This is a genomic window from Janibacter corallicola NBRC 107790, assembly GCF_001570965.1.
Lineage (GTDB): Bacteria > Actinomycetota > Actinomycetes > Actinomycetales > Dermatophilaceae > Janibacter > Janibacter corallicola.
This window is the reverse complement of record NZ_BCSR01000006.1, coordinates 38,604-57,226: the sequence shown is the minus strand read 5'-3', so window position 1 is coordinate 57,226 and position 18,623 is coordinate 38,604. Positions and strand designations below refer to the sequence as shown.

General features: G+C 72.7%; 20 protein-coding genes and 1 tRNA gene. 14 read left to right on the top strand and 7 right to left on the bottom strand.

Annotation, left to right across the window (positions count from 1 at the left end; genetic code table 11):
- The first annotated feature begins 86 nt into the window (after positions 1-86).
- The 7 genes from JCO01S_RS16345 to JCO01S_RS04200 all read left to right on the top strand — a co-directional run bounded on the left by JCO01S_RS16345 (position 87) and on the right by JCO01S_RS04200 (position 5,960).
- Positions 87-959 (top strand): transglycosylase family protein, encoded by an 873-nt coding sequence (locus tag JCO01S_RS16345; protein ID WP_068251200.1) that lies wholly within the window; start codon positions 87-89, stop codon positions 957-959.
- A 204-nt stretch (positions 960-1,163) separates the two neighbouring features.
- Positions 1,164-1,904 (top strand): transglycosylase family protein, encoded by a 741-nt coding sequence (locus tag JCO01S_RS16340; protein ID WP_068251198.1) that lies wholly within the window; start codon positions 1,164-1,166, stop codon positions 1,902-1,904.
- A 75-nt stretch (positions 1,905-1,979) separates the two neighbouring features.
- Positions 1,980-2,052: transfer RNA gene (locus JCO01S_RS04220), tRNA-Thr, on the top strand.
- A 107-nt stretch (positions 2,053-2,159) separates the two neighbouring features.
- Positions 2,160-3,110: a glucosyl-3-phosphoglycerate synthase gene (locus JCO01S_RS04215; protein WP_068251195.1), complete on the top strand. Its 951-nt coding sequence runs from the start codon at positions 2,160-2,162 to the stop codon at positions 3,108-3,110.
- The gene (gene folP / locus JCO01S_RS04210; protein ID WP_068251193.1) at positions 3,107-3,967 is read left to right on the top strand and encodes a dihydropteroate synthase; all 861 of its coding nucleotides are present in this window, start codon (positions 3,107-3,109) and stop codon (positions 3,965-3,967) included. The genes JCO01S_RS04215 and folP overlap by 4 nt, the downstream gene beginning before the upstream one ends.
- A complete protein-coding gene (locus tag JCO01S_RS04205) occupies positions 3,964-4,623 on the top strand; it encodes a class III extradiol ring-cleavage dioxygenase family protein (protein WP_157074470.1) in 660 nt (219 codons plus the stop codon). Before folP ends, JCO01S_RS04205 begins: the two co-directional genes overlap by 4 nt.
- Positions 4,624-4,628: 5 nt before the next feature.
- Positions 4,629-5,960: an MFS transporter gene (locus JCO01S_RS04200; protein WP_245634322.1), complete on the top strand. Its 1,332-nt coding sequence runs from the start codon at positions 4,629-4,631 to the stop codon at positions 5,958-5,960.
- 78 nt (positions 5,961-6,038) lie between these two features.
- Here the strand turns inward: JCO01S_RS04200 and JCO01S_RS04195 are convergent, their stop codons facing one another.
- Entirely contained in the window at positions 6,039-7,199 is a 1,161-nt protein-coding gene (locus JCO01S_RS04195) for an acyl-CoA dehydrogenase family protein (protein ID WP_068251184.1), read from the bottom strand.
- A gap of 138 nt (positions 7,200-7,337) precedes the next feature.
- On the opposite strand from JCO01S_RS04195, the gene JCO01S_RS04190 reads away from it, so the two are divergent.
- The gene (locus JCO01S_RS04190; protein WP_068251180.1) at positions 7,338-7,979 is read left to right on the top strand and encodes a PepSY domain-containing protein; all 642 of its coding nucleotides are present in this window, start codon (positions 7,338-7,340) and stop codon (positions 7,977-7,979) included.
- Between the two features lie 26 nt (positions 7,980-8,005).
- Here the strand turns inward: JCO01S_RS04190 and JCO01S_RS04185 are convergent, their stop codons facing one another.
- From JCO01S_RS04185 to JCO01S_RS04160, 6 genes are read right to left on the bottom strand one after another with little or no spacing between them, the layout of a single operon-like run.
- Positions 8,006-9,076: a sulfate/molybdate ABC transporter ATP-binding protein gene (locus JCO01S_RS04185; protein WP_068251177.1), complete on the bottom strand. Its 1,071-nt coding sequence runs from the start codon at positions 9,074-9,076 to the stop codon at positions 8,006-8,008.
- The gene (locus JCO01S_RS04180; RefSeq protein WP_068251174.1) at positions 9,073-9,855 is read right to left on the bottom strand and encodes an ABC transporter permease; all 783 of its coding nucleotides are present in this window, start codon (positions 9,853-9,855) and stop codon (positions 9,073-9,075) included. The genes JCO01S_RS04185 and JCO01S_RS04180 overlap by 4 nt, the downstream gene beginning before the upstream one ends.
- Positions 9,852-10,607 carry a molybdate ABC transporter substrate-binding protein gene (modA, locus tag JCO01S_RS04175; protein WP_068251172.1) on the bottom strand — a complete coding sequence of 252 codons (756 nt, stop codon included), beginning with the start codon at positions 10,605-10,607 and terminating at the stop codon, positions 9,852-9,854. The genes JCO01S_RS04180 and modA overlap by 4 nt, the downstream gene beginning before the upstream one ends.
- Positions 10,604-11,008, bottom strand: coding sequence for a TOBE domain-containing protein (locus tag JCO01S_RS04170; protein WP_068251170.1), 405 nt, complete (start codon positions 11,006-11,008; stop codon positions 10,604-10,606). Before JCO01S_RS04170 ends, modA begins: the two co-directional genes overlap by 4 nt.
- A 52-nt stretch (positions 11,009-11,060) precedes the next feature.
- On the bottom strand, positions 11,061-11,864 hold the full coding sequence (locus tag JCO01S_RS04165) for an SGNH/GDSL hydrolase family protein (RefSeq protein WP_068251168.1): 804 nt from the start codon (positions 11,862-11,864) through the stop codon (positions 11,061-11,063).
- The gene (locus JCO01S_RS04160) at positions 11,861-12,538 is read right to left on the bottom strand and encodes a uracil-DNA glycosylase (RefSeq protein ID WP_068251366.1); all 678 of its coding nucleotides are present in this window, start codon (positions 12,536-12,538) and stop codon (positions 11,861-11,863) included. Before JCO01S_RS04160 ends, JCO01S_RS04165 begins: the two co-directional genes overlap by 4 nt.
- A gap of 37 nt (positions 12,539-12,575) precedes the next feature.
- Between JCO01S_RS04160 and JCO01S_RS04155 the strand changes: the two genes are divergently transcribed.
- The 6 genes from JCO01S_RS04155 (at position 12,576) to JCO01S_RS04135 (ending at position 18,584) form a co-directional block, all read left to right on the top strand.
- Positions 12,576-13,934 (top strand): pyridoxal phosphate-dependent decarboxylase family protein, encoded by a 1,359-nt coding sequence (locus tag JCO01S_RS04155; RefSeq protein WP_068251166.1) that lies wholly within the window; start codon positions 12,576-12,578, stop codon positions 13,932-13,934.
- A 111-nt stretch (positions 13,935-14,045) separates the two neighbouring features.
- Complete coding sequence (locus JCO01S_RS04150) at positions 14,046-14,336, top strand: DUF3263 domain-containing protein (RefSeq protein WP_068251165.1); 291 nt, start codon at positions 14,046-14,048, stop codon at positions 14,334-14,336.
- 15 nt (positions 14,337-14,351) lie between these two features.
- Positions 14,352-14,798: a GNAT family N-acetyltransferase gene (locus JCO01S_RS04145; protein ID WP_068251163.1), complete on the top strand. Its 447-nt coding sequence runs from the start codon at positions 14,352-14,354 to the stop codon at positions 14,796-14,798.
- Between the two features lie 338 nt (positions 14,799-15,136).
- On the top strand, positions 15,137-16,780 hold the full coding sequence (gene groL, locus JCO01S_RS04140) for a chaperonin GroEL (protein ID WP_068251160.1): 1,644 nt from the start codon (positions 15,137-15,139) through the stop codon (positions 16,778-16,780).
- A gap of 96 nt (positions 16,781-16,876) precedes the next feature.
- On the top strand, positions 16,877-17,107 hold the full coding sequence (locus tag JCO01S_RS16175; RefSeq protein ID WP_245634321.1) for a DUF7800 domain-containing protein: 231 nt from the start codon (positions 16,877-16,879) through the stop codon (positions 17,105-17,107).
- Positions 17,108-17,153: 46 nt separating this feature from the next.
- Positions 17,154-18,584, top strand: a complete 1,431-nt coding sequence (locus tag JCO01S_RS04135; RefSeq protein ID WP_245634320.1) for an alkaline phosphatase D family protein — start codon at positions 17,154-17,156, stop codon at positions 18,582-18,584.
- Positions 18,585-18,623: the final 39 nt, after the last annotated feature.

Sequence of the window (18,623 nt, the reverse complement as noted above, 5' to 3'; positions counted from 1 at the left end):
ACGGCACCCACGAGGTGCCAGCCAGACCGTCTGGCAGCTTCAACCACGAAGCCCCTGAAACTCCGTGGAAGGAAACCCCAATCCCCATGTTCTACTCGCCCAAGCACGCCCAGGTCCTGAAGGGTTCGCCCGCCCGCCGCCGCATCGCCGGTGTCGCCGTGGCAGGCGCGACCGCAGCCGTGGGCTCCGTCGCCGCCGCGCAGAGCGCCTCGGCCAGCAGCGTCTGGGACGCAGTCGCCCAGTGTGAGAGCGGCGGCAACTGGTCCACCAGCACCGGCAACGGTTTCTACGGTGGTCTGCAGTTCACCCACCAGACCTGGCAGGCCTTCGGTGGCGGCGCCTACGGCTACAACGCCGACGACGCCACCCGTGAGCAGCAGATCACCATCGCGCAGAAGGTCCTGGAGGCGCAGGGCCCGGGCGCCTGGCCCGTCTGCTCGCAGGAGGCCGGCCTGACCTCCAGCAACGGTGGCGGCAGCTACGACACGAGCGACTCCACCGAGTCCTACGACTCCTCCGAGTCCACCGACTCGACCGAGTCCAGCGACTCGACCGAGTCCACCGACTCGACCGACTCCTCCGAGTCGACCGACTCCAGCGAGTCGACCGAGTCCACCGAGTCCACCCCGACCGAGCGCTCCACCGAGGAGGCCCCCTCCCGGAGCACCGAGCGCACCGCCCCCGCCCCGAGCACCAGTGACATCGCCGTCGACGGCATCGTCGGCCCGAACACTGCTGCTGCCATCGAGCAGTGGGTCGGCGGATCCGTCGACGGTGACGACTGGCTGAGCAGCTCCGACATCCAGAAGCTGCAGGCCAAGCTCGGCGTCACCCAGGACGGCGTCGTCGGCCCGGAGACCACCACCGCGCTGCAGGAGCTCGTCGGTGCCAACACCGACGGCATCTGGGGTCCGCAGACCACCAGCGCGCTGCAGCAGCACCTCAACGAGGCCCTCTGAGCAGCACCGCTGCACTGAGCTGACGAAGGGCCCCGCACCACTGGTGCGGGGCCCTTCTTCTGTGCCCGGATGATGTGACTGGGGAGTAAGTTACAGGGATGTATTTACGGGGCAGATGTTGTTTGTGTGACTCGTGTGCCTCTAGCGTCCTTCTCGGACCAGCACGGGGCCCCTGCCCGTGTCGACCGAAAGGGTATTGAGTACATGCTGAACACCACCGACTTCCCCGATCAGCCCGCCTCCCGGCGCGGCACCCGTCTGCGCCTCGCCGGTGGGGCCCTGACCGTCACCGCCCTCGCGGCCGGTGGTGTCGCCGTGGCCACCGGGGCCGGTGCGTCCGACACGGTCTGGGACCGCGTCGCGATGTGCGAGTCCTCCGGGGACTGGGACATCAACACCGACAACCCGTTCTACGGCGGCCTGCAGTTCACCTACGACACCTGGAAGGGCTTCGGTGGCCAGCAGTACGCCACCACCGCCGACCAGGCGACGAAGGCCCAGCAGATCGACATCGCCCAGGAGGTGCTGAAGGTCCAGGGCCCCGGCGCCTGGCCGGTCTGCTCCAAGGAGGCGGGCCTGACCGTCTCCAACGGCCTCGGGGTCGACCCGTACTCGGGCACGGAGCGTGCCTCCCGCTCGGAGACCCGCACGAGCACGAGCTCCAGCTCCAGCACGGCCTCCGCCGGTGAGCTCGTCGTCGACGGCATCCGCGGCCCCAAGACGAACTCGGGTATCGAGACCTGGGTGAACCGGCCGGTCGACGGCTCCCTGGACCGCGGTGACCGTCAGGCCCTGCAGGGCGAGGTCGGCACCGCCCAGGACGGCATCATCGGCCCGGTGACCACCTCCGCCCTCCAGCGCCGCGTCGGAGCCACCGTCGACGGGATCTGGGGCCCGCGCACCACCTCCGAGCTGCAGGGTTACCTCAACCGCAACGTCCTCTGAGGGGACCGGACTCGGTGACGGACCGGGACCGCGGCTAGGATGCCCGCGGCCCCGGTCCTTCCTCGTTCCGGGCCCGCTGGCGTGGCGCAATCGGTAGCGCACCTGTCTTGTAAACAGGTGGTTGGGGGTTCGAGTCCCCCCGCCAGCTCCGCCACTCGGGTGCCCGCCTCCGCCGGGTGCCGGCAGGCCCCCTTCGCCCGCTGCATACGATGGAGCGGGGCCGGCTGGGCCCATCCCCCCGGAGAGGCCAGGAGCATGCGCACGTCCACCCGTGACTGGTTGGCAGTGCACAGCCGTGCCCACGAGGAGTTCACCGCCGCCGGGGTGGCCGAGCACCTGCGGGAGACGGGGGAGCGCGTCAGCGTCGTCATCCCCGCCCGCAACGAGGCCCGCACCGTCGGCGGTGTCGTCTCGCTGCTGCGCGGCGCGCTGATGGAGGAGGTCCCCCTCGTCGACGAGCTCGTCGTCATCGACTCCGACTCCACCGACGAGACCGCCGCGGTGGCCCGCGGGGCCGGCGCCGTGGTCCACAGGAGCGCCGAGATCGCACCGCACCTGGGCAGCAACCCCGGCAAGGGCGAGGCGCTGTGGAAGTCCCTCTTCGTCACGACCGGAGAGCTGCTCGTCTTCGTCGACGCGGACCTGACCGAGTGGGGGCCGCACTTCGTCACCGGGCTCGTCGGCACCCTGACGGCCGACCCGGCCACCCGGCTGGTCAAGGGGTGGTACGACCGGGTCCTCGATCTCGACGGGCGCCGCAGCACCGAGGGTGGTCGGGTCACCGAGCTCGTCGCCCGCCCGGTGCTCGACCTGTGGTGGCCCGAGCTCGCCGGTGTCGTGCAGCCCTTGGCCGGGGAGTGGGCCGCCCGCCGCTCCCTCATGGAGGCCCTCACGGTGCCCACCGGCTACGGCGTGGAGATCGCCTCCCTCGTCGACACCTTCACCGCCCACGGGCTGGGCGCCATCGCCCAGGTCGACCTCGGCGCGCGGGCCCACCGCCACCAGCAGGACCACGACCTGGCCGTCATGGCCGCCGAGCTGCTCGCCGTCGTGCGCGCCCGCTGCGGGGGCGAGACCGCGGGCGTGCCGGCGGCGCAGGAGCTGCACCAGTTCACGCGCGAAGGGGGCTGGCGGGCCCGGCCGGTCCCGCTCGCCCAGCGACCGCCGGCCGTGGACGCGGTGGGATACCCGGGAGGAGCGTCATGAGACTCGGTCGGCACCGCTTCGAGGACACCGCGATGCTCGTCATGGCGATCGTGAACCGCACCCCGGACTCCTTCTACGACAAGGGGGCCACCTTCGCCGAGGACAAGGCGATGGAGCGCGTCGACCTCGTCGCCGGGCAGGGCGCGGACATCGTCGACATCGGCGGGGTCAAGGCGGCTCCCGGCGGTGACGTGGACGTCGCGGAGGAGATCGAGCGGGTCGTCGGCCTCGTCGCGCGGGTGCGCGAGCAGCACCCGGAGCTCGTCATCTCGGTGGACACGTGGCGCTCGGAGGTCGCCGAGGAGGTCTGCCGCGCCGGCGCCGACGTGCTCAACGACGCGTGGGGCGGTGCGGACCCCGGCCTCGTCGACGTCGCCGCGCGCCACGACGTCGGGATCATCTGCACCCACACCGGCGGGGTGACCCCGCGGACCCGGCCCTTCCGCACGGGATACGAGCGGGACGTCGTCGCCGAGGTCGTCGACGGGGCGGTCGGCTACGCCGAGCGGGCCCTGGCGGCCGGGGTCGCGAAGGAGTCCGTCGTCATCGACCCCGCGCACGACTTCGGCAAGAACACCCACCACACCCTCGAGGTCACCCGTCGGCTCGAGGAGATGGTCGCGACCGACTGGCCGGTGCTGGTCTCGTTGTCCAACAAGGACTTCGTCGGGGAGACCCTCGACCGGCCCGTGGACCAGCGACTCGTCGGCACCCTGGCCACCACTGCGGTCTCCGCCTGGCTCGGCGCCCGGATCTACCGGGTCCACGAGGTCGCCGAGACCCGCCAGGTCCTCGACATGGTCGCCACGCTGCGCGGCGAACGCCCGCCCGCCCGCACGATCCGGGGCCTGGCATGAGGGCCGTGGTCCTCCCGGCCGCGCCCGCGCTGATCCCCGGCGTCGGCGGCACCGCCGACCCGCTCGCGGAGCTGCGCGAGCGGGCACGTGGGCTCCTCACCGAGACCGTGGCGAAGGGGGAGGGCCCGGTCGTGGTCATCGGCGCGGGGGAGAGCACCCGCACCTGGCCGGTCGACGCCCCCTCCGGTGGGGCGCGCTTCACCACCGGTCGGGTGCCCGAGGGCGCCCTGCCGACGGACCCGGGGATCGGCCGCGGGCTGCTCCCCGACGTCGGGGACCGGCTGGTGCTGCAGTCGGTCGCCGCCGACGCGACGCCGCAGGAGTGCGCCGACCTCGGCCACGGGCTGACCGTCGCTCCCGGCGGACTCCTCGTCGTCGTCGCCGACGGCCCCGCCACGCTGACGGAGAAGGCACCCGGCCACCTGCAACCCGACGCCGCCCCCTTCGCCGGGGAGCTCGCGCAGGCACTGGCCGTCGGTGACGTCGTCGCGCTCGCCGGCCTGGACCCGGCCGAGTGCGACCGGGTGTGGATGCGGGGACGGCCCGCGCTGCAGGTGCTCGCCGGCGCCGCCGCCGGTGCCTCGCCGGCCGCGCACCTGCTCCTGGAGGAGGCTCCCTTCGGCGTGCAGTACCTGCTGGCGCGCTGGGAGTGGTGACCGCCGTGCGACAGCTGCACGACATCGGTCGCCGTCGCGCGTGGGCGATCTGGCTGACCGGCCTCGGCGTCTACGTCCTGGCCATCTTCCACCGCACCTCGCTCGGCGTGGCCGGCCTCATCGCGGCGGACCGCTTCGACATCAGCGGCAGCCAGCTGGCGACCTTCACCGTCCTGCAGCTGCTCGTCTACGCGGGCATGCAGATCCCCGTCGGGGTGATGCTGGACCGCTTCGGGTCCAAGGCGATGATCCTCGGCGGGCTGCTGGCCATGACCGTGGGACAGCTGTGGTTCTCGGTGGCGGGGTCCTTCGGGGTGGGGCTGGCCGCGCGGGCCCTCGTGGGCGCGGGCGACGCCATGATCTTCACGTCGGTGCTGCGCCTCATCGCCCTGTGGTTCAACGCGCGGCAGGTGCCCGTCCTGAACCAGCTGACCGGCATCGTCGGCCAGCTGGGCGCGGTCATCGCCGCCGTGCCGTTGAGCGCCGCCCTGCACCGGTGGGGCTGGACGATGACCTACGCGACGACCGCGTCGCTGGGTGTGATCTTCACGCTCGGCGTCATCGTGCTCGTCAAGGACTCCCCGTACGAGCGCGGTGAGGTCGAGCGGATCCAGGTCCGTGCGATGGGCCGCAGCCTCGTGCAGGTCTTCCGCGAGCCGGGCACGAAGCTGGGCTTCTCGCTGCACTTCACCACGCAGTTCGCGCCCACGGTCTTCGCTCTGCTGTGGGGCTTCCCCTTCCTCGTCCAGGGCCAGGGGCGCGCGCCGACGGAGGCCTCGGCGCTGCTGACGCTGATGACCTTCGTCGCGCTCGTCGCCGGGCCGGTCATCGGCCGCTGGAGCGGCCGGCACCCTTACCACCGGTCCGTCTTCGCGCTGTCGGTGGTCGGGGCGATCGCGCTGGTGTGGGCGATCGTCCTCGCGCTGCCCTTCCCCGCGCCGATGTGGCTGCTCGTGCTCTTCATCGCGGTCACCGCGATCGGCATGCCCACGTCGATGGTCGCCTTCGACCTGGCGCGCAGCTTCCACCGCAGCGAGCGTCTCGGGCGGGCCTCGGGCTTCGTGAACATGGGCGGCTTCACCGCCTCGCTGCTGACGATGGCGCTCGTGGGGATCCTGCTCGACCTGCGCGCGCCCGGAGGGCCGGCGACCTACACCCTCGATGACTTCCGGGTCGCGATGAGCTCGCAGTTCCTCATCTGGGGCGTCGGCGCGCTCATGCTGCGGCGCTACCGGCGGCGCTCGCTGGCCCGGGTGGCGGGCACGCCCGGCGCCCTGGCCGCGTTGCGTCGCGGGGAGACCCTGCTGCCGGGGATCTCGCGGGACCGCGACGACTGACGCGGAGACCCCCCGGCCCTGCTCGCCGGCCCCACGTGCCGCCGGAGCCAGCCGCACCTCGTTCGGGGAGGGACGGGGTCAGAGGGAGGGGAGGAGGTTCCGGGAGATGACCAGACGCTGGATCTGGTTGGTGCCCTCGAAGATCTGGGTGACCTTGGCCTCGCGGAAGTAGCGCGCGACCGGGAAGTCCTCGGTGAAGCCGGCGCCGCCGAGCACCTGGATCGCGTCGGTCGTCACCTGCATGGCGGCATCGGTGGCCACGAGCTTCGCGGCGGCGGCCTCGGTCCCGAAGGGGCGGCCGGCGTCCCGCAGCCTCGCCGCCTGCAGGTAGGTCGCCCGGGCGCTCATCACAGCGGCCTGCATGTCGGCCAGGAGGAAGGCCAGGCCCTGGTTGCTGGCGATGGTCCGGCCGAACTGCTCGCGCTCGCCCGCGTAGCGGGCGGCCACGTCGAGGGCGGCCTGGGCCAGGCCGGTGGCGACGGCGGCGATCCCGAGGCGACCGGCGTCCAGCCCGGCCAGCGCCATCGGCACCCCACGTCCCAGCTCGCCCACCTGCCGGTCGCCGGTGACGGGCACGTCCTCGAAGATCACCTCGCGGACGGTGTCGCCGTGCAGCCCCATCTTCTTCTCGGGGGCGGCGAAGGACAGGCCGGGAGCGTCGCCGGGCACGACGAAGCAGCTGACCCCGCGGCCCCCGTCGTCGCTCGTGCGGGCGAAGGTCGTGTAGTAGTCGGCGTGCCCGGCGTGCGAGATCCAGGCCTTCCGGCCGCGGATCAGCCAGTCCTCGCCGTCGGGGACCGCGCGGGTGGTCATCGCCGCGATGTCGGAGCCGGCGAGCGGCTCCGAGAGGGCATAGGCGCCCAGCTGCTCACCGGAGAGCATGTCCGGCAGCAGCGCCTCCTGCTGCTCCGGGGAGCCGAAGGTGTGCACCGCGTAGGCGGTGAGGGAGTGGACCGACACCCCGACGCCGACCGCGGCCCACGCCGAGGCGATCTCCTCGACGACCTGCAGGTACACCTCGTAGGGCTGGGCGCCGCCGCCGAGCTCCTCCGGGTAGGGCAGCGAGAGCAGGCCCGCGCGCCCGAGGGTCCGGAAGACCTCCCGTGGGAAGACCTCCTCGTGCTCCGCCCGGGCCTCGACGTCGTCGACCACCGGACGCAGCGACTTCTCGCAGATGGAGCGGGTGAGCTCGATGAGGTCGTCACCGATCTCCGTGGGCATGAGTCTGGTCGCGGGCATGGCCTCACTGTAGTTCGGGTCACACCGGAGGGGCCCCGGCAGGGGCCTTGGTGAGGGACGGGTGAGGAGTCGATGAGAGGTCCTTCAGAATCGCCCTCCTGGCTTGGTCCGGTGGGCCGGGCGGGCCATGGTGGAGCCATGGACATCCCACGCACCGCCCTCGCTTCCCTGACCGCTGCCACCGCCCTGGCCCTGGCCGCCTGCGGGTCCGACGACGCCGGTTCCGCAGGCTCCGCCTCGGACACGAGCAGCACGGCGACCTCGCAGACCTCGGAGTCCTCCGAGGGGTCGCCCGACGACTCCGCCTCCGAGGGCTCGGCGTCGTCGGCCGGCGACGTGGACATCAAGGACCTGGAGAAGGTCGTCGCCACCGCCGAGGACGAGGCCGGCGGGACCGCCTACGAGATCGACGACCAGGACCGCGACGGCACCTGGGAGGTCGACGTGGCCCGGGACGGCGGGACCTCCGTCGAGGTCGACGTCGCGGCCGACGGCAGCAAGGTCGTGCGCTCGGACTCCGAGGAGCAGATGGACTCCGAGGACCGTCGCGCGCTGGACGCCGCGAAGATCACCGTCCTCGAAGCCCTCGAGGCCGGGATGAAGGAGGCCGACGGCACCTTCGACGACGTCGAGCTCGAGACCGAGGGCGGCGAGCACTTCTGGGAGGTCTCCCTGGACGGGCCCTCAGGCAAGGACATCGAGGTCCGCGTCGACGTGCAGACCGGCGAGGCCGCCGTGCACCAGGACTCCGACGACCAGGACGACGACAGCGACGACTGAGTGTCGCCACGTCGCAGGCGGTGGGCCTACGGGCCCGCCGCCTCCGTGTGTGCGGGGTGGACCCGCACCTGACTGGCCTTGACCGAGGCCCACACCCGGTCCCCGGGACGAAGGGGGAGTGCCGCCAGCGCCGCGGGGGTCACCTCGGCGCTCACCGGGACCCGGGAGTCGACCCACACCCGCGCCCGCCCGGCGTGGGCCTCGACCCGGGAGACCCGACCCGGCCAGACGTTGCGGGGTGAGCCCTCGGGGTGGTCCAGGTGCAGCGAGACCGCATCGGGGGTGAAGGTCACCCAGCAGGCGCCGGTCACGTCGTGACCGGTCGTGGCGATCTCCAGCGGGCCGTCGGGCGTCCCGGCGCGGGCACCCGCCCCGGGCAGCGCCTCGGCCCGCACGAGGTTGACCCCGGCCAGGCCGGCGGTGAAGGCGCTCCGGGGGTGCTCGAGCACCTCCCGGACCGGCCCGTGCTCGACCTGCTCGCCGAGCACCGTCATCGTGTCCTGCCCGCCGTCGGCGACGGTGAGCACGTCGAGCACGTCGTGGGTGACGAGCAGCACCACGAGGTCCTCGCGGGCGTGGGTGACGTCCGAGAGCACCGCCCGCATCGCCGGCGTGGCCTCGACGTCGAGGGCGGCGAGCGGCTCGTCGAGCAGCAGCGCGTCCGGCTCGGCGGCGAGCGCCCGGGCGAGCGCCACCCGGGCGGCCTGCCCCCCGGAGAGCTGGCTGGGCCGCCGGTCGGCGAAGTCACCCATCCCCACGACGCCGAGCCAGTGCTCCGCGGTGGCGCGGGCCTCCCTTCGCCGCCGTCCCCGGCTGCGGGGCCCGAAGGCGACGTTGTCCCGGGCGTCCAGGTGGGGGAAGAGCGTCGGCGCCTGGCTGAGCAGGGCCACCCGTCGCTGGTGCGGTGGGACCCCGGTCAGGTCGCGCCCGGAGAGCGCGATGTGCGCCGAGTCCGGACGCGTCAGTCCCGCGATGACCGAGAGCAGCGAGGACTTGCCGGCGCCGTTCGGCCCGGTGATCGCGTGCCGCCCGGCCGGCAGGTCGAGGTCGACGGCCAGACCGCGCTCCCGCCACCGCACCCCGGCGCGCAGGCTCACCGGGCCCGCTCCGGTCGGATGGTGCGGGCGTAGACCGTGCCGACGATGACCGTGGCGAGGACGACGAGCAGCAGCGCGAGGGTGACCGCGGCGTCCGGGTCGGTCTCGCGCTGCAGGTAGATCTCCAGCGGCAGCGTCCGGGTCCGCCCCTGCGCGGACCCGGCGAAGGTCAGGGTCGCCCCGAACTCGCCGAGCGCCCGGGCGAAGGCGAGCACGCACCCCGAGAGCAGGCCGGGCGCGACGAGGGGGAGGGTCACGCGGGTGAGTCGGCGCCACGGACCTGCGCCGAGGGTGGCGGCGACCTCCTCGTGCCGGCGGCCGAGCCCGCGCACCGCCCCCTCGAGGGAGAGGACGAGGAAGGGCAGGGCGACGAAGGTCTGCGCGAGCACGACGGCCGTGGTGCTGAAGGAGATCGAGACCCCAGCCGCCTCGAGGTAGCGCCCGAGCAGGCCCCGCCGGCCGAAGGTGTAGAGCAGCGCGAGGCCGCCGACGACCGGCGGCAGGACGAGCGGGACGAGCACGAGGGCCCGCAGCACCGCCTGGCCCGGCCAGCGGCCGCGGGCCAGCAGCAGCGCCAGCGGCGTCCCGAGGAGCACGCAGATCACGGTCGCGGCCGTCGCGGTGCGCAGCGAGAGCAGCAGCGCATCGAGCGAGGTCTCGGAGGTCAGCAGCGGCCACAGCTGGCCGACGGGGACCTGGGCGAGGAGTCCGGCGAGCGGGACGACGACGAGGACGACCGCGCCGGCCGCCGGGACCCACAGCCAGCGGGGCGGCGTCACGGCGCGCCGAAGCCGTCCGCCCGCAGCACCTTCTGCCCCTCCTTGCCGGTGACGAGGTCGACGAAGGCCTGCGCGTCCTCCGGGGAGGCGCTCTCCTCCAGGGTGGCGATGGGGTAGTCGTTGACCACCGCGTCGGCCCCCTTCGGCTCCACGGTCGTGACGTCGTCGCCGGCGCCGGTCGCGTCGGTGACGTAGACCAGACCCGCGTCGGCCTCGCCGGAGGTGACCTTGGCGAGCACGTCGGTGACCTTGGCCTCCTCGCTCGCGGGGTCGAGGGTCACGTGCTCCTTCTTGGCGAGGCGCCCGGTGGCGTTGCCGCAGGGGACCTCCGGGGCGCAGACCACGACGGCCAGATCGGGGTCGGCCAGGTCCTTCATCCCCGTGATGTCCTCGGGGTTGCCCGGCTCGGTGACGATCGTGAGGGTGTTCGTGGCGAAGATCGTCGGATCCTTCACCATCGAGGAGACCTTGTCCATGTTCGGCTCGTCGGCGGAGGCGAAGACGTCGACGTCCGAGCCGCCCTTGATCTGCGAGGCCAGGTCGGAGGAGCCGGCGAACTGGAGCTCGACCTCGACGTCGTCGTGCTGCTTCTCGTAGGTCTTCGCGAGCTCCTCGAAGGAGTCGGTCAGCGAGGCCGCTGCCGCCACGCGGAGGGTGGTGGTCCCGTCCCCGGACCCGTCGTCGGAGCCACCGCACGCGGCGAGGGCGAGGACGGCTGCGGTCAGGGTGGTGACGGCCAGGGGTCGCTTCACGGGGAGCCTCCGGGGGTGCCGATGATGACATTGGTCGACTTGATGGACGCGACCGCGACGGAGCCGGGTTCGAGGCCCAGGTCGTCGGCGGCCTCGCGGGACATGAGGGAGACGATGCGGAAGGGCCCGGCCTGGAGACTCACCTGGGCCATCACCGTGTCGCGCACGACCTCGGTGACGATGCCGCGCATCCGGTTGCGCGCGGACTCGTCGTGCACCGGCCCGACCGTCGGCGGGTGGGCGACGTCCTGGGCCACCCGGGCCAGCCCGGCCCCGTCGATGACGGTGACTCCCCGCTCGTCCCTGCCCGCCTCGAGGCGGCCGCCATCGATCCACCGACGGATCGTGTCCGGGGAGACCGCGAGCAGCTCAGCCGCATCGGATACACGCATCTGCGCCATGGATGGACGGTATCAGCCGCAACTGCGGCTCCGATCCCGGTCCGTGACGTGATCAGGGGGCGGGCAGGTCCCCCGGGCCGAAGGGGGTCAGCTCCGGCAGCTTGGCCGTCACCGAGTCACCCGAGGAGCGGCCGGTGAGGCGGCGCTGCACCCACGGCACCGCGTGGGTGCGGGTCCACCGCAGCCGCTCGGTGCGCAGCTCGGCACGCGGCCGGGGCGGTGCCGCGACCAGTGGCTCGTCCCAGTCCTCGGGCACCTCGAGCCCGAGCGAGCGCATCGCCGCCCAGTGCAGCCGGCGGTGGCCCTCCGTGCTCGGGTGGATGCGGTCCTCGCCCCACATGCGCGGGTCGCGCATGGAGCGCATGCCCCACAGGTCGAGCACGTGGGCGCCGTGCCGCGCGGCGATCGAGTGCAGGTTGGCGGTGTGGACCGCGTGCCGGACCAGCAGCGTGCCGAAGAGCCCGGCCCCGCGCGGGTCCGTCGGGGTCGCGAGCAGCACGTCCGCACCGCTCGCGCGGACGGCGGCGACCGCCTCCTCGAGCCGGGCGGCGATCCCGTCCAGGTCGACCCGGGGGCGCAGGATGTCGTTGCCGCCCCCGATGAGCGAGACCAGGTCCGGTTCGAGCTCGAGGGCCAGCGCCAGCTGGCGGTCGACGACGTCGTCGAGCTTGCGGCCGCGGATGGCCAGGTTGGCGTAGCGGAACTCCTCACCCCCGGCGGTGGCCGAGAGCTCGGCGGCGAGCCGGTCCGCCCACCCGACGAAGCTCCCTTCGCGCCGTGGGTCGGCATCGACCATGCCCTCGGAGAAGGAGTCGCCGATGGCGACGTAGCGACGCCAGGGATGGGCAGCGGTCATGGCAGTCTCCAGTCGATCGGGGTGGCGCCCTGGCGGGCGAGCAGGTCGTTGGTGCGGCTGAACGGGCGCGAGCCGAAGAAGCCGTTGCGCGCGGACAGCGGCGAGGGGTGGGTGCTCTCGACCTTGGGCACGTCGCCGAGGGCGGGCGCCAGGTCGCGGGCGTTGCGGCCCCAGAGGATGGCCACGAGCGGGCCGCCGCGGGAGGCGAGCACCTCGATGGCCCGGTCGGTCACCGCCTCCCAACCCTTGCCGCGGTGGCTGTTCGGGGCGCCGGGCTGCACGGTGAGGCAGCGGTTGAGCAGCATGACGCCCTGCTCGGCCCACGGGGTGAGGTCGCCGTTGCTCGGCGGGGGCAGGCCGAGGTCGTCGACGAGCTCGCGGTGGATGTTCAGCAGCGACTTCGGCAGCGGCCGCACCTCCGGCGCGACCGCGAACGACAGGCCGACCGCGTGACCGGGCGTGGGGTAGGGGTCCTGCCCGACGACGAGCACCCGCACCTCCTCGATCGGGATGGTGAAGGCGCGCAGCACGCGCTCGCCGGACGGGAGGTAGCCACGCCCCTCGGCGAGCTCCTCGCGCAGGAAGTCCCCCATCGCCGAGATGTCCTCGGCCACCGGCGCCAGCGCGTCGGCCCAGGAGGGGTGGATCAGTTCCGTCAGAGGTCGCGCGGGCACGCCCACACGCTACCCACCGGCTCTAGAGTGACCTCCCGTGCATGGCTTCCCCGATGACAACACCTCCCTGGGCGACCTCGCCCGGATCGTGCTCGACTACTCCAAGGAGCGCCTCGAGCTGGACCCGGTCCCGCTGGACCGACCGCTGAGTCCCGAGGAGCTGGGGCAGCAGGCCGGCGAGACGATCACGCCCCACGGGCTCGGCGGGCACCGCGCGATGGACCTCTTCGCCGAGGTGCTCGCGCCGGCCTGCCTCTCGGTGGACCACCCGCGCTACCTCTCCTTCATCCCGTGCGCGCCGACCGAGGCCGCGGCCATGTTCGACCTCGTCGTCGGGGCCAGCTCGATCTACGGCGGCTCCTGGCTGGAGGGCTCGGGGGCGGTCTACGCCGAGAACCAGGCGCTGCGCTGGCTCGCCGACCTCGCCGGTATGCCGGCGGAGGCCGGCGGGGTCTTCGTGCCGGGCGGGACGATCGGCAACCTCTCCGCGCTCGTCGCGGCCCGCTGGTCCGCCCGGCGGGAGGCGACCGAGGGGGCCCGGCCCTTCCGGGTCGCTGCCAGCTCCGGGGCGCACAGCTCCATCGGCTCCGCGTGCGAGGTCATGGACGCCGAGTTCACGCCCGTCCCCACCGACGACGGGGGACGCCTCACCGGATCCCGGCTGCGCGAGGTGGTCCTGGAGCACGGGCCGGAGAACTTCTTCGCCGTCGTCGCGACCGCCGGGACGACGAACTTCGGGACCGTCGACGACCTCGCCGGGGTCGGCGAGGTGTGCCGCGAGTTCGGCATCTGGTTCCACGTCGACGGTGCCTACGGCGGCGCCGGTCTCGCCGCGCCGTCGGTGCGCCGGCTCTACGACGGCATCGAGCATTGCGACTCCTTCATCGTCGACCCGCACAAGTGGCTCTTCGCCCCCTTCGACTGCTGCGCGCTGCTCTACCGCACGCCCGCGATCGCCCGGGCGGCGCACACCCAGCACGCCGGGTACCTCGACGTGCTCACCGAGGCGCCCGAGTGGAACCCGACCGACTACTCGGTCGGGCTGACCCGACGCGCCCGCGGCCTCCCGCTGTGGTTCTCCCTCGCGACGCACGGCACGCAGGCCTACGCCGACGCGGTCGAGCGGACCCTGTCGGTGGCGGCCTTCGCGGCCGAGGAGATCGAGCGGCGCGAGGAGCTGGAGCTGGTGCGCCCCCGGGAGCTGACCGTCGTGGTCTTCCGGCGCCGGGGCTGGTCGCCGGAGGACTACAAGCGCTGGTCCGACCGGCTCCTGGAGCAGCAGGTGGGCTTCGTCGTGCCGACCTCGCACGAGGGGGAGACCCTCGCCCGCTTCGCCATCGTCAACCCGCAGACCACTCCCGAGGACGTCCTCACCCTGCTGGACTCGATGCGCTGAGGCGTGACGGATGGGACGAAGGGGGCGTGCGTCGCCTCTCGTGGCTGCCGTGTCCAGCCGACGCGCCGATGCGAATGACACGCGTGTCATTTCGTGGGTAGAGTTCCGGTCGTGAACCTCGCGAACCAGTCCGCACAGCCGACCCCCTCGGTCCCGCTCACGGACCGGGATCGGGAGATCCTCGCCTTCGAGCGCCAGTGGTGGAAGTACGCCGGCTCCAAGGAGCAGGCGATCAAGGAGCTCTTCGACATGAGCTCCACGCGGTACTACCAGGTGCTCAACGGGCTGATCAACAACCCGGCCGCGCTCTCCGAGGACCCCATGCTCATCAAGCGGCTGCGCCGGCTGCGCGACCAGCGCCAGCGCACCCGCAGCGCGCGCCGCCTGGGCATCGAGCTCTGAGGCCCGGCGGTCCGCGTGCGCACCGTCCGCGCCCGGCCGGAGGACGCCGTCGTCCTCGCCGCTCTGTCGCTGCAGCGCGCCCGGGCCGCGGGCGCCGAGCGCGAGGAGGGCTACCTGGACCGGGCCGCGGACCACTGGCTGCGGCACCATGACCGGCTGCCGTCGTGGATCGCCGAGCACGAGGGCGCGCACGCCGGGTACCTCCAGGCGGTGACCGTCCCCGAGACGACCCGACCCGGGCAGCCGGTGGGCACCCGCGGCCGGCTCTGGGTCGATGCGCTCTTCGTCGCCCCGGACCACCGCCGCCGCGGCATCGCCACCGCCCTGCTCACCGCCTGCGAGAGCTGGGCGAAGGGGGCCGGCGTCCGGGTCGTGGGGCTGCGCTGCACGCCCGGTGCCGAGGAGTTCTGCGAGGCGGTGGGCTTCGCCCCCGCCGCCGAGGTGCACGAGAAGCTCCTCTGAGGGTGCCGGCCCGCCGGCGGGCCGGATGTCACGGAACGATAACGGATCACCCGTGCGGCGAACCCGCCCCTGACGAGCCGCGTCTGCGGATGTGGAGGGCCGAGGGCGGCTCCGGCGCGCAGGGGGTGCCGGAGTCGCCTTCTCCGTCGCCGGGCGTTTGCACTCGACCATCGAGAGTGCCAATAATGTGCGTTAGCACTCTCCATCGGGGAGTGACAGTCCTGACCGGTCAGGTGAGGGGCCCGTGAGCACGGGGACGTGAACCGTGCGATCGGCTCCGTCCGTCGCGGGCACCCCCGGTCGCACCCTTCGATTTCGCGCGTGGAGGAACCACCCGAATGGTCAAGCTCATCAGTTTCGACGAGGACGCCCGCCGCGGCCTCGAGCGGGGGATGAACACCCTCGCCGACGCCGTCAAGGTCACCCTGGGCCCCAAGGGCCGCAACGTCGTCCTGGAGAAGAAGTGGGGCGCTCCCACCATCACCAACGACGGCGTCTCGATCGCCAAGGAGATCGAGCTCGACGACCCGTACGAGAAGATCGGCGCCGAGCTCGTCAAGGAAGTTGCCAAGAAGACCGACGACGTCGCCGGTGACGGCACGACGACGGCCACCGTCCTCGCCCAGGCCCTCGTCAAGGAGGGGCTGCGCAACGTGGCCGCCGGTGCCAACCCGATGGCCCTCAAGCGCGGCATCGAGAAGGCCTCCTCGGCCGTGACCGAGGAGCTGCTCGTCATGGCCAAGGAGGTCGAGACCAAGGAGCAGATCGCTGCCACGGCCTCCATCTCGGCCGCCGACAAGGAGATCGGCGCCAAGATCGCCGAGGCCATGGACAAGGTCGGCAAGGAAGGTGTCATCACCGTCGAGGAGAGCAACACCTTCGGGCTCGAGCTCGAGCTCACCGAGGGCATGCGCTTCGACAAGGGGTACATCTCCGGCTACTTCGTCACCGACACCGAGCGCATGGAGACGGTGCTCGAGGACCCCTACGTCCTCATCGCCAACTCCAAGATCGGCTCGATCAAGGACCTGCTGCCGATCCTCGAGAAGGTCATGCAGGCCAACCGGCCGCTGCTGATCATCGCCGAGGACCTGGAGGGCGAGGCCCTCTCGACCCTCGTGGTCAACAAGCTCAAGGGCACCTTCAAGTCCGTGGCCGTCAAGGCTCCGGGCTTCGGTGACCGCCGCAAGGCCATGCTCGCCGACATCGCGATCCTCACCGGGGGCCAGGTCATCTCCGAGGAGGTCGGCCTCTCCCTCGAGACCGCCGAGCTCGACCTGCTCGGCCGCGCCCGCAAGGTCGTGGTCACCAAGGACGAGACGACCATCGTCGACGGCGCCGGCGACCAGGAGCAGATCTCCGGCCGCGTCGCCCAGATCAAGGCCGAGATCGAGAACAGCGACTCGGACTACGACCGGGAGAAGCTCCAGGAGCGCCTCGCCAAGCTCGCCGGCGGCGTCGCGGTCATCCGCGCCGGTGCCGCCACCGAGGTGGAGCTGAAGGAGCGCAAGCACCGCATCGAGGACGCGGTGCGCAACGCCAAGGCCGCCGTCGAGGAGGGCATCGTCGCCGGTGGTGGCGTGGCCCTCCTGCAGGCGACCAAGTCCGCCTTCGAGAGCCTGCAGCTCGAGGGTGACGAGGCGACCGGCGCGAACATCCTGCGCGTGGCCGCCGAGGCCCCGCTGAAGCAGATCGCGGTCAACGCCGGCCTCAACGGCGGCGTCGTCGCGGAGAAGGTCGGGAGCCTGCCCGCCGGTGAAGGCCTCAACGCGGCCACCGGCGAGTACGTCGACATGATCTCCCTCGGGATCATCGACCCGGCCAAGGTCACCCGCAGCGCGATGCAGAACGCTGCCTCCATCGCCGGCCTCTTCCTCACCACCGAGGCCGTCGTCGCCGACAAGCCGGAGAAGGCTGCCGCAGGCATGCCCGGCGGTGACGAGATGGGCGGCATGGGCGGCATGGGTGGCATGGGCTTCTGATCCTGCCCGGCCCAGCAGTACGGCCGAAGGGCGGTTCCCCGACGACGGGGAGCCGCCCTTCGGCCGTGTCACAGGAAGATCCGTGAGGATGCCCGGATGAGCCCCACCAGCACACCCCTCGTCCTCGGCCCGCTGCTGCGCTTCGTCGGCCGTCACGAGGCGAGCGTCTGGGTCGAGACCCGTGACGCGGCGAGGGTCACCCTCGCACTCGCCGGCAGGGAGTGGTCGGCGCCCACCTTCCGGGTGGAGGGCCACCACTACGCGCTCGTGACGGCCACCGACCTCGAGCCGGGGGGCGACCCACGAGTACACGGTCCGCATCGATGACGAGCTCGTCTGGCCGCTGCCGGACTCGCCCTTCCCGCCCTCGAGCGTGACGACGGCGGCCCCCGCGCGGCGGACCACGCTCGCCTTCGGGTCCTGCCGCACCAGCGTCCCCCACGACGCCGAGCACCACGCCAGTCACGGCGTCGACGCGCTGCGCACCTTCGCCCTCGCGCTCGCAGCCGGCGAGGCGGAGCGCCCGGGGGTGCTGGCGCTCCTCGGTGACCAGGTGTACGCCGACGAGACGAGCCCGCAGATGCGGGACTTCATCGCCTCCCGACGTGACCTCGAGGAGCCTCCCGGGGAGGAGATCAAGGACTACGCCGAATACGCCCACCTCTACCGGCTGGCCTGGAGCGAGCCGGCGATCCGGTGGGTGCTCTCGACCGTGCCGAGCGCGATGATCTTCGACGACCACGACATCCGCGACGACTGGAACACCTCGTGGTCCTGGCACCGGGAGATCAACCGCACGCCGTGGTGGCACGAACGGCTCGTCGCCGGACTGAGCTCGTACTGGGTGTACCAGCACGTGGGCAACCTCGCGCCCGAGGAGCTGGCCCAGGACCCGGTCTGGCAGCTGCTGACGCCCGAGGAGGGGGAGGAGGTCGACCTCACCGACGCGCTGCGCCGGCTCGCCGAGGAGGTCGACCACGACCCCGAGACCTACCGGTGGAGCTACACGCGGCAGGTGGGGGAGAGCCGGCTGGTCGTGCTGGACTCCCGCGCCGCGCGGGTGCTCGAGCCGGACCGTCGGTCCATGCTCGACCGGGGCGAGCTGGCCTGGCTCGCGGAGAACCTCACCGGGGACGTGGAGCACCTGTTCATCGCGACCTCGGTGCCCTTCCTCCTGCCCCCGGGCCTGCACGACCTGGAGGCGATCAGCGAGTCCTTCGCCGGGCCGGGACGACACCGCCTGCTGCGCAGGGGCACCGAAGCGCTGCGGCAGCTGGTGGACCTGGAGCACTGGGCCGCCTTCCAGTCCGGCTTCGGCGACGTCTTCGAGCTCGTGCTCCGCGTCTCCCGGGGCGAGCGCGGCCCGGCGCCCGCCACGATCACCTTCCTCTCCGGCGACGTGCACCACTCCTACGTCGCCGAGGTCGGGGGCGAGCACGGCAGCAGCCGGATCATCCAGGCGGTGTGCAGCCCCATCCGGAACCCGATGCCGCCGGCGCTGCGCAGCCTGATGTCCCTCCTGGCGGCCCGGCTCGTCGCGCCGATGGCCTGGCTGCGTCGCCGCACGAAGGGGGTCCCCGCCCTCGTGCGGCCGTGGTCGATCTCCCACGGCCCGTGGTTCGAGAACAACCTCGCCCTGGCGCAGGTGGAGCCCGACTCGCTGCGACTGAGCTGGCTGACCGGTGACGTCCGCGACCGCGACCACGACCACCCCCGCCTGCGCCGGGTGGCGCTCGTCGAGCTCGATGCGGCCGTGGAGTCCGGGGGAACCCCCGCCCGACCCTCCGGGGGCAAACCCCAGTGACGCGGAACCTCCCCAGCGCATAGGTTCGGTGTCGAACAT

Excerpts from the sequence above, each read along its gene's own strand:
- JCO01S_RS04215 (WP_068251195.1), top strand. The coding sequence starts at position 2,160 with ATGCGCACGTCCACCCGTGACTGGTTGGCAGTGCACAGCCGTGCCCAC.
- folP (WP_068251193.1), top strand. The coding sequence starts at position 3,107 with ATGAGACTCGGTCGGCACCGCTTCGAGGACACCGCGATGCTCGTCATG.
- JCO01S_RS16175 (WP_245634321.1), top strand. The coding sequence starts at position 16,877 with ATGAGCCCCACCAGCACACCCCTCGTCCTCGGCCCGCTGCTGCGCTTC.
- JCO01S_RS16340 (WP_068251198.1), top strand. The coding sequence starts at position 1,164 with ATGCTGAACACCACCGACTTCCCCGATCAGCCCGCCTCCCGGCGCGGC.
- groL (WP_068251160.1), top strand. The coding sequence starts at position 15,137 with ATGGTCAAGCTCATCAGTTTCGACGAGGACGCCCGCCGCGGCCTCGAG.
- JCO01S_RS04195 (WP_068251184.1), bottom strand. The coding sequence starts at position 7,199 with ATGCCCGCGACCAGACTCATGCCCACGGAGATCGGTGACGACCTCATC.
- JCO01S_RS04170 (WP_068251170.1), bottom strand. The coding sequence starts at position 11,008 with ATGGCGCAGATGCGTGTATCCGATGCGGCTGAGCTGCTCGCGGTCTCC.
- JCO01S_RS16345 (WP_068251200.1), top strand. The coding sequence starts at position 87 with ATGTTCTACTCGCCCAAGCACGCCCAGGTCCTGAAGGGTTCGCCCGCC.
- JCO01S_RS04205 (WP_157074470.1), top strand. The coding sequence starts at position 3,964 with ATGAGGGCCGTGGTCCTCCCGGCCGCGCCCGCGCTGATCCCCGGCGTC.
- JCO01S_RS04190 (WP_068251180.1), top strand. The coding sequence starts at position 7,338 with ATGGACATCCCACGCACCGCCCTCGCTTCCCTGACCGCTGCCACCGCC.
- JCO01S_RS04165 (WP_068251168.1), bottom strand. The coding sequence starts at position 11,864 with ATGACCGCTGCCCATCCCTGGCGTCGCTACGTCGCCATCGGCGACTCC.